The sequence below is a fragment of the Achromobacter sp. UBA5777 genome (assembly GCF_002418565.1).
Taxonomy (GTDB): Bacteria; Pseudomonadota; Gammaproteobacteria; order Burkholderiales; family Burkholderiaceae_B; genus Achromobacter; species Achromobacter animicus.
This window is the reverse complement of the sequence record NZ_DIEJ01000235.1, coordinates 15914-25116: the sequence shown is the minus strand read 5'-3', so window position 1 is coordinate 25116 and position 9203 is coordinate 15914. Positions and strand designations below refer to the sequence as shown.

At 67.1% G+C, this 9203-nt stretch carries 11 protein-coding genes; 3 read left to right on the top strand and 8 right to left on the bottom strand.

The genetic code is table 11. The annotated features are described in order from the left end of the window. A partial coding sequence (locus B3446_RS19325) for a LysR substrate-binding domain-containing protein (protein ID WP_291384195.1) occupies positions 1-787 on the top strand: 787 nt, incomplete at its 5' end. Positions 788-812: 25 nt separating this feature from the next. Here B3446_RS19325 and B3446_RS19320 read toward each other — a convergent pair. Genes B3446_RS19320 through B3446_RS19285 form a run of 8 tightly spaced genes read right to left on the bottom strand, consistent with a single transcriptional unit; the run spans position 813 to position 7133 of the window. Further along, positions 813-1808 carry a metal ABC transporter solute-binding protein, Zn/Mn family gene (locus tag B3446_RS19320; RefSeq protein ID WP_291384193.1) on the bottom strand — a complete coding sequence of 332 codons (996 nt, stop codon included), beginning with the start codon at positions 1806-1808 and terminating at the stop codon, positions 813-815. After that, on the bottom strand, positions 1805-2710 hold the full coding sequence (locus tag B3446_RS19315; protein ID WP_291384191.1) for a metal ABC transporter permease: 906 nt from the start codon (positions 2708-2710) through the stop codon (positions 1805-1807). The genes B3446_RS19320 and B3446_RS19315 overlap by 4 nt, the downstream gene beginning before the upstream one ends. Further along, positions 2707-3477: a metal ABC transporter ATP-binding protein gene (locus tag B3446_RS19310; protein ID WP_291384189.1), complete on the bottom strand. Its 771-nt coding sequence runs from the start codon at positions 3475-3477 to the stop codon at positions 2707-2709. The genes B3446_RS19315 and B3446_RS19310 overlap by 4 nt, the downstream gene beginning before the upstream one ends. Then, positions 3474-4427: a metal ABC transporter substrate-binding protein gene (locus B3446_RS19305; protein WP_291384187.1), complete on the bottom strand. Its 954-nt coding sequence runs from the start codon at positions 4425-4427 to the stop codon at positions 3474-3476. The genes B3446_RS19310 and B3446_RS19305 overlap by 4 nt, the downstream gene beginning before the upstream one ends. A gap of 44 nt (positions 4428-4471) precedes the next feature. Then, entirely contained in the window at positions 4472-5080 is a 609-nt protein-coding gene (locus B3446_RS19300) for a DUF6162 family protein (RefSeq protein WP_291384185.1), read from the bottom strand. Between the two features lie 18 nt (positions 5081-5098). Then, on the bottom strand, positions 5099-5425 hold the full coding sequence (locus tag B3446_RS19295) for a hypothetical protein (RefSeq protein ID WP_175121477.1): 327 nt from the start codon (positions 5423-5425) through the stop codon (positions 5099-5101). After that, positions 5422-5961 (bottom strand): thiamine pyrophosphate-binding protein, encoded by a 540-nt coding sequence (locus B3446_RS19290; RefSeq protein ID WP_175121478.1) that lies wholly within the window; start codon positions 5959-5961, stop codon positions 5422-5424. The genes B3446_RS19295 and B3446_RS19290 overlap by 4 nt, the downstream gene beginning before the upstream one ends. Further along, complete coding sequence (locus B3446_RS19285; protein ID WP_291384182.1) at positions 5958-7133, bottom strand: PepSY-associated TM helix domain-containing protein; 1176 nt, start codon at positions 7131-7133, stop codon at positions 5958-5960. Before B3446_RS19285 ends, B3446_RS19290 begins: the two co-directional genes overlap by 4 nt. A gap of 205 nt (positions 7134-7338) precedes the next feature. On the opposite strand from B3446_RS19285, the gene B3446_RS19280 reads away from it, so the two are divergent. Together B3446_RS19280 and B3446_RS19275 are read left to right on the top strand one after the other, a co-directional pair. Continuing rightward, the gene (locus B3446_RS19280) at positions 7339-7803 is read left to right on the top strand and encodes a DUF2946 family protein (RefSeq protein WP_291384180.1); all 465 of its coding nucleotides are present in this window, start codon (positions 7339-7341) and stop codon (positions 7801-7803) included. Between the two features lie 73 nt (positions 7804-7876). After that, positions 7877-9203: PepSY-associated TM helix domain-containing protein (locus B3446_RS19275; protein WP_291384178.1), on the top strand; the 1327-nt coding region annotated here is incomplete at its 3' end.

Sequence of the window (9203 nt, the reverse complement as noted above, 5' to 3'; positions counted from 1 at the left end):
GTTTGCGCGATCCGTGCGCGGCACGGAGCCCACGGACGCGGGCGCGGCAGTGGTGCGGTTTGCGCGCGGCGTGCTGGCGCAGTACGAGCGCACACGCGATGAGATCGACGCCGCCGCAAGCGGCGCGGCCGGCAAGACGCGGGTGGGGGCGATGGCGGTCGCGCTGCCGGTGCTGCTGGCGCGTGCCGTGCATGCCTTGAAGCTGCGGTCGGCGCGCGCGACCGTCCTGATCGAAGAAGGCGATCTGACCCATCTGCTGCCCAAGTTGCGGCTGGGCGAACTGGATCTGTTCGTGGGAAGGCTGGAGCCAGGCTACGCCGCGCCCGATCTGCATGCCGAAGCGTTGTTCGAGGAGCCGATGGTGGTGGTGGCGGCGCCCGGCAGCGACGTGGCAGGCCGCAGCGCGCCGGGGGGGGCGGATCTGGCGGCGTTGCCCTGCGTGATGCCGCCGCCGTGGGCGTCGTTGCGGGTCAAGCTGGAGCAGCAGTTCCATCATCGCGGCCTGCAACCGTCGTCAGATCTGATGGAAACGTCGTCCTACCTGTCCACGCTGACCTTCATTCGTGAGCGCAATGCGGTGGGATTTCTGGCGAAATCGGCCGCCCGCAGTTTCGAGAGCCAGGGCCTGTGCCGGATCCTGGACGTGCCGTTGGACCTGGCATTGCCGCCGGTCGGCATCATCACCTTGCGGGAAGCCCGGTTGCCCGCGACCAGCGCGCAACTGATCGAATGCCTGAAGGACGCTGCAACGGCACTGATTGCCGATGCGGCAAGCGGCGCCGGTTAGCCCGGCGCCGTTCTTGCAAAGGGATCTACTTCGCGGCGGTGGTCTGTGCCGCGGCGGGCGCCAGCGCCTGCAGGAGCAGCTTGGCGTTCGCCTGCAGATCGGCAACAGGGTCGGCCCCGTCGGTGGCCAGCACGACGGCCTTGGCGCCGCCGGCTTCGATGGCCTGGCGCAGTTCCGGCGTGGGCTCGCGATGGAGCAGCGCGGCGGCCGCACCGTTGTCCTTGAGTGTGGCGGTCAGCGCCGCCAGCGTCTCAGGTGTCCAGTCCTTGTCGTCGCGCGCGTTCGTATCGATCAAATCCAGATTGAACTCGGCAATCAGGTAGGGCAGGCGCTCGGACAGGCTGACGACCGCCACGTTCTCGGCCTGCGCCAATCCGGCCTGGCTGCTGGCATTCAATTCGACCAGCGTGCGCTTGATCTGCGCCAGGTTCTCGGCGATGCGCTTGTCGTCGGACGGGGACAGGCGCCCCAGATCGGCGGCAACGATATCGGCCATGCGTCCCAGGTTGACGATGCTGAGCCACGGATAGGCGGCAAACTGGCCGCCAGGCCGCGTGTCGCTTTGCAGGGCGATGCCATTCAGCGCGCCATCGAGCGGACGCGCGGCGTCGATTTCCACGATGCGGATGTTGGTGCGCCGCGCGTTGGCGTAGAGCGGATCGTCGGGCCAGATGGAGCGCAGGCCGACGGCAGCGTCAGCCGATGCGGCAGCCTTTTGCAGCGCAGCGCCGCCGCGCCCGCTGAAATACGACGTGAGCCGGGTGGCCGGCAGGTTGGCGGGCGCGGCCCGCTCCACACGGATGGCGCTGCCTTTGGCCAGGCTGTCGGTCAGCGCAAATACGACGGGATGCGCGGCCAGCACGGTGACGCTGCCTGTGGCGGCGGCTTCAGGCTGCGCGGCGCGCGCGGCGCGGCCGGATTTGGCGGCTTCCTGGGCCTGCGCCGTGAAGGCGGCGCCCAGCGAGGATGCCAATGCCACCGCCAAGGCGGCGCGGCGCAGGGTGACTGACTTCAAACTCATGCTGCATTTCCTTTCAGACCAGGGACCAGGCCGCGTGCCAGGGCCGAGATCGCAAACAGAACACCCGCGACCAGAATGATGGCCGCGCCGGAAGGTATCGGCAGTTCCAGCTCGATGGGCAACATGATGCCGGCCAGCGTGCTGACCAGGGCAAACAGCACCGACATCGTGAAAAAGCCCTTGAGCGACTGCGCCAGCATCCGTGCCGCGGCCGCCGGAATCACCAGCAGCGCGCCGACCAGGATGGCGCCAATCACCTTGACCGAGGCCACCGTGACCAGGGTCACCAGGATCACGAACAGATAGTCCATGGCCTTGACGGGCACGCCGCGCACGGCGGCGAGCTGCGGATTGAAGCTGGCCAGCATCAGCCGGTTGTAGTTCGGCAGGGTCAGCGCCAGCGCCAGAATCGCCACGCACGTCAGAACCGACAGGTCGTTGCTGTTTACGGTAAGCACCGAGCCGAACAGCACGTTTTCCAGGATGTGGATGTTGATGCGCCCTGACAGCACGAGCAACAGGCTTGCGCCCAGCGCCAGCGACACCGACAGGAACACGCCAATCAGCGTGTCAGGCGTGAGGCGCGTGCGATTGCTGAGGAAATTGAGCAGGATGCCGAAGATGAGGCAATAGCTGAACAGACTGCCGTACGGGCCGGTGTAGGGCTCGCCCAGCAGGATGCCGATTGCGACGCCGGTCAGCGCGGCATGGCCGACGGCTTCCGAGAAGAACGCAAAGCGCTTGACCACGACAAGCGTGCCCAGGCCGCCCAGCACCGGTCCGATGATCAGGCCCGCAAGCAGGGCGTTGATGACGAAGCCGAAGGCCAGCGATTCCGGCAGCACGCCGGATTCCGCCGCGCTCTGAATGAGCGGGCGCAAGTTGTCGAAAAAGGCGTTCATGCGGCGCGCTCCTGCGGCTGATTGCCAACGCGCGGCCGGGTTGAAAAGAGCGCAAGCAGGCGGTCGGGCGTCAGCACCTGCGCGGGCGGGCCGTCGCAAAGCACCTGGCGGTTCAGGCCGGTGACGCGATCGGCCAGGCGGCCAACGGCCTCCAGGTCATGCTCGATCCACAGCACGGTCACGCGCTGCGCGCGCCAGCTGTCCAGCAACTCTTCAAACACGCGCACGCCGGCTTCGTCCAGCGCCGACATGGGTTCGTCCAGCACCACCATCGACGGGCTGGGCACCAGGCCCTGGGCCAGCAGCACGCGCTGGCGCTCGCCGCCCGACAGCGCGCCCATGCGGCGGTTGCGTTTGTCCTGCATGCCAACGCGTTCTAGCGCGTCGCCGATTTCCTTCGATTTCGCGCGCGACAGGCCCAGGAACGCCGGCTTGCGCTGGCACATCGCGGCCATGAAATCGTTGACGGTCATGGGCAGGCCACGATCGAATTCCAGCGCCTGCGGGATATAGCCGATGACGCCGGCTCGCTCGCCCGGCCACGCCACGCTGAGCTTGCCGCGATGCGGCATCTGGCCCAGCAGCGTCTTGACCAGTGAACTCTTGCCGCCGCCGTTGGGGCCGACCAGCGCATGCACGCTGCCGGCCGCAACGGTAAAGGCGACGTCGCTGAGGATGTCGGTACGGCCGAGTGTCAGGGAGATGTGGTCGAAGGTCAGCGTGGGACCCAGTGCGCCGCTCGGGTGGGCTGTCACGGGGCCGGTCACGCGCCGGCCTCTTCGATGGCGCGCACCACGGTGGCCAGGTTCTGCTTCATTTCCTTTTCGAACTGCTCGGGGCTGTATTCGCCATACGAGATGTGCGACAGCGCATACAGCTTGACGCCGGTCTCGCGCTGAATCGTCTCCACGTACGCGGACGGGAAGTTCAGTTCAGAGAAGATCACCTTGACGTCCGCCGCGCGCAGTTGCTCGATGGTGCCCTTGAGCTGCGCGGGGCTGGGCTCGATGCCGTGCGCCGGTTCGACAACCGCAGTGACTTCCAGGCCGAACTCGCGCAAGAGGTAGTCGTAGGCGCCATGGATCGTGGCCACGCGCAGGTCCGCGTTGGGCGCTTTTGCAAGTTGACCAAGGGCGTCGGCGCGCAGTTTGCGCAGACGCTGGCCGTAGGCGCGCGCATTGGCGGTGTAGGTCTGCGCGTTGGCCGGGTCGATACGGCCCAGTTCCCGTGCAATGGTGTTGATCTGAGCGATGGAGGCGGTGATCGACAGGAACGTGTGTGGATTCACGACCTTGCCGGAATCGCCGCCGCCACGCGCGGCCATGCCCACGGCCGCCAGCAGCGGCACCTGCGCGTTCGCTTCGATCACGGGAATCTTCGGTGTTTCGCTGGCGGCGATCATGCGGTCCGCGAAATCATCGTGGCCGATGCCGTTCAGCACGATCACGTCCAGGGTGCCGATGCGCTTGATGTCTTCGGCACGCGGCTCGTAGGCGTGCGGATTGAAGCCCACCGGAATCAGCGGCACGACCTCGGCCTTGTCGCCCACGATGTTGGCGACGTAGCTGTAATAGGGATGCAGCGTCACGCCGATCTTCAGGCGCTTGGCCTCTTCGGCATGGGCGGGCACGGCGAACGCGCCGGCCAGCAGCGCCAGCGCGGCGATCGGCGCGGCGCAGCGGCGCAGGAGCTGTGAGAAAGACGAAAAGGCAGACATAAATCCGTAGGCTCGTGTCGGAAGACGAAGGGAGAGGGGCCCGATCAGGGCTTGTTCTGGCGGGTCACGCCGGCGTCGAACTGGGCGACGACCTGACGCCAGCCCGCGGCGGCCAGGGCGGCGTCGTCGGTGGCAGCGGGCACGCGGGCCGCGGCATCGCGGGCCAGCCAGACATCGGCCTGGGTGTCCCCGCCATGGTCATGACCATGGCCGTCCTTGGCGTGGCCGTCTTCGGTGCGCAGCATGAACGATCCGGCCAGTGCAGCGTCGGCCGTCTGGCCCACGTACAGCGCCTTACCGCCCTGGCGTTGGAGCCGCCAGGCGTGGCCGCCGCGCACGGCGGTGCTGTTGTCCGCCACAAACGGCGGCAGCCCCTGCGCGGCCAGTTCTTCGACGGAAGGCAGCGGCTCGCCGGCCTGCAGCGCGAAGCCGATTTCCTCGTAGGCGACGCGCAGGTCGGCGTAAATGCCTTGTTCGGCGGGCGTCAGGTCGCGCCGCGCATCGATCTGGGTGGCGGCGAGCGGTGCGCTTTCGGGCGGCGCTTCACGCAGGCCGATGTAACCCGCGGCGGCCGCGACGATGACCAGGCAGGCGCCCAGCACCGCCAGCGTTTCATGTCCGGCGCCCGCGGGTCGGATGGTTTGTGTGTACATGCTGCGAACGGCCGGGGCTTACTGGATGTCGACGTGGTCGATCTCGACGACGTGGCCGGGGCCCGCATCGAACAGCACGTAGAACTCGCCGTTGGGCCGCTTGAACGACATCTTGGAATCGGCATCCAGCTTGCCCGGCACGATGATCTGTTCGTCGTACGAGATCACGTCCATGGTGACGCCGGCGGCGCCGCTGCCGTCGGAGAATCCGCCGGTGCACTGGATCTGTTCCTTGCCATCGGCCTTGCATTCGGCCATGGGGTTGTGCGCCAGGGCGGTGGCGCTGGCGCTCAGCAGCGCGCCCAGCAGGGCAGCGCGCAGGCCGTTAGCGAAAATTGCATTCATCGGGATGCTCCTTGTTTCTTCAGCCACTCGACGGTGGCGGGGGAGGCCATGGCAAGCGGCCAGGCCGCCTGGTGCACCGAGCCGTCCCAGCCTTCCGCGGTGACCCAGAGCTCGGCGTCCGGGGCAGTGCGCGGCGGGATCGGCACGGTGGCAAAGGCCCGGTGCGGGCTGCCAAAGAAAATCGAACCTGCGGCACGCAGGCTGCGCGGTTTGCCCACGCGCACGTAGACCGCGCGGATCTGATCCTTGCAGCCTTCGCACTGGGCCATGGTGAAGGTCTTGACCATGCCGGCGGGGTCGGACTGGGGCGGCTCGACCTTCCACTCGGCAAACTTCAGCTTCCAGGGACCCACGTCCAGCTCGCCCGCAGGGCGCTGGCCCAGCCCCATCAGCCCGCGCGACAGCGCCAGGTTGTCGAAGTACTTCGGGACATAAATGATGGGCAGGATGAGCAGCAGTGCGCTCAGGTGGAAACGCCAGCGGCGCCAGAAACTGGGTTTGGCCGCGGCGGCGTCCAGGGTGGCGGTCTTGCTCATTCGGTCACCTCGCGAGCGGCGGTACGGTCTGCGCGGGCAGGGCGCAGGGCTTTGGCAGTGGCTTGCGCGGTGCGCTTGGTCCAGATCAGAAGACCGCTGAGCGACATCATGGTCAGCAGGAGGCCAAACAGGAACCACACCAGCTTCAGCCAGAAGCCGCCGAAGTCGCCGGTATGCAGCGGCCGCATGGATTCGGTGAAGAACTCCAGGCCGTTGCGGTCGGACAGGCGGCGCACTTCCTCGACCGCCCCGTTGTACGGATTGATCTTGGCGTACTGGAACATCAGCGGATACGCGCCGCGGCCCGAGATGGTGATCGGGTCATACGCGTTGCCGGGGAAGAACACGTGCTGCGTTTCCAGGCCGGGCAGTTCGCGCTCGGCAATGGCAACGATCTGGTCGAGCGGCAGGCGTTTGACGGTTTCGCCGGTGGCGACGGTGGGCACCTGATCGCGGGCCACGACAGCCGGCACGCCCTGCGTCGAAATGGTGGTCGCGGTATCGGACAGGATCGCCTGCGCCAGGAACCAGATCGCGCTGACCGAGATCAGCAGGATGAACCAAACCGACCATAGACCAGACAGGCGGTGGAAGTCGCCCCAGAAAATGCGAGCGCCCTGGCCGACGCGCAGACGCGGCTTCTGGAAATAGGCGCGCCAGAACCGCTTGTAGACCACCAGGCCGGTGATCAGCGACAGCAGCATCGGAATCGACAACAGCGAGACCAGATACCAGCCCCAGCTATAGCCATTGTTGAACGGGATCAGCAGCCAGCCGTGCAGCGCGCGCATGAATTGGCGCAGGTCGAAGTTCAAGGCCGGGCCTTGCACGTGGCCGGTATACGGGTTGACGTAGATCGAGGTGAAGCGTGCGCCCGGATAACCCACGGCGGCCGTCAGGGCGAACTGCGATTCCTCAGGCCAGGACAGGCGCTGCACCGATGCTTCGGGTTCCTGTTTGGCGATGGAGTCCATCAGGGCCTGGTAACCCATGCGGGGCGTATCGGCATCGGGCGCCTGGGCGCGAACGGCGGGGTTGATGAGCCAGACAATTTCCTGGCTGATGACGGCGATGGTTCCGGTCGCACAGATGAAGAAAAGGAAAATCCAGATTGGCAAGGCCAGCCAACTGTGGACGAGAAACCATAATTTGGAGCGCGATGGCTTGGCCATTCAAAAGCTATCCGGTAGACAAAGAGGGTTGCCTGGTCCCCATTTAAGGGAGGCGTCAGGCGGAATTCTAGCAATAATAGTTCTCAATTGTCTTAGTGACCCTTTGTTCGGGCGCGCCGTGCCGGCGCAAAGCATCCGGGATTGGCGGCCCGATGTTTAAAATGCCGGCTTGGCGACGGAATCGGCCGTCGCCCGGAAATCCCGCATGCACACCCGATCATCCTGTCCGTCCTCACGTCCAGTCTGCGCCGCCACTCTCGTGCGGCTGTTGCTGCTGCTTCTGCTGGTGGTCCGGGCGTTCGTGCCGGTTGGGTACATGCCGGACGCGCAGGCGCTCAAGCAGGGGCGCCTGGAACTGGGCTTCTGTGCCGCGGGCGGCGGGGTGTTTCCCGGCATGTCGGGTAGGGCCGATGCGCACGCCGCCCACGCCGATTCCTCCCATGGCCATCATGAGCACCACGATTCGTCCCAGCACGTGGGCGCCGGCCAGGAATGTCCGTTTGGGCTGAGCGCACACCCTGCGCTGCTCGTGCCGCCCACCGTCGCGCTGGTTCCCGCCTTGCTCGGCTGGTGGGTGCAAGCGCCCCGACTGACCGACAGTCCGCGCCCGCCCATGCCGGCCGCCGGGCCGCCGCTGGGACAGCGCGCTCCCCCTCGAATCACCGGATGACATCCGTCGCCGTGCGCGCCAAGCGCACGATTGCCGCCTGCTGCAGGCGGCGTCCGTTGTTTTCGAGATCATCATGTCCACTGAGACCCTGGTTAGTCCGGCCGCCTCCACGCGGCCGAGGGCGGCAAGCGGCAGCGCGTTGCTCGCGCTGATCACCCGGCTGCATTTCTATATAGGGCTGTTCGTCGGCCCCTTCATCCTGGTCGCGGCGGTGACCGGCACGCTGTTCGTACTGACCCCGCAACTGGAAAACCTCATCTACGCAGACCAGTTGCGCACCACTTCCAGTGGCGCGGCGCAGCCCCTCGCGGCGCAGGTTCAGGCAGCGCAAAGCCAAGTCGGACCGGGTCCGCGCCTGTTCGCCGTCCGGCCCGCGCCGGGGCCCGGCGAAACCACGCGCGTGATGTTTACCCAGCCCGGCATGGGCGATTCCGAAGCCCGTGCGCTGTTTGTGGACCCCGCCACGCTGAAGATCCAGGGCGACATGGTCGTCTACGGCACCAGCGGCACGCTGCCTTTCCGGACCAAGCTGGACTACCTGCACCGCAACCTGATGCTGGGCGACCTGGGCCGCAACTACAGCGAACTGGCGGCGTCGTGGCTGTGGATTGCGACGCTGGGCGGTCTGGTGCTGTGGTTTGCACGGCGCGGGCGCGACAAGGCGTTGGAAGCCCGCAGCCCGCGCCTGCGCGCCCGGCGCTGGCATGGACTGCTGGGGTTGTGGATCGGCATCGGCCTGGTGTTCTTCTCGGCCACCGGGCTGACCTGGTCCAACTGGGCCGGTGCGCGCGTGGACCAATTGCGCGCGCAGTTGGGGTGGATCACGCCAGCGGTGTCGTTGAAACTGCCCGACGCCGGGATGCCCGCCATGGCAGCCATCCCCGAGGGCGGCGAGCATGCCCATCATCATGGCGGCCAGCATGACCACGCCGCCATGGCGCCGGCGCCGGACAACGTGCCGGTGGGCTTTGACCGGGTGTTGCAGGCCGCGCGCCAGGGCGGCATCGACAGCAGCCAGCTTGAAATCCGGCCGCCGCGCGGCGCGGGCCAGGCCTGGATGGTGCGCGAGGTGGACCGTTCCTGGCCCACCCAGGTCGATACCATCGCCGTGGATCCGACCACCTACGCCATCACCAGCCGTGCCGACTTCGACACCTTTCCGCTCATCGCCAAGCTGATCCGCTGGGGCGTGGACATGCACATGGGCATCCTGTTCGGCTGGCCCAATCAACTCTTGATGGCCGCCATTGGCATCGCCCTGACGGCGATGATCGTGCTGGGCTACCGGATGTGGTGGCTGCGCCGTCCGGCCGCGGGCGCGGCTGGGCAGACGCTGACGCACGCCTGGCGCGAGCTGTCCTGGCCCGGACGGATCGGCGTGGCCGCGATCGCGCTGGCGC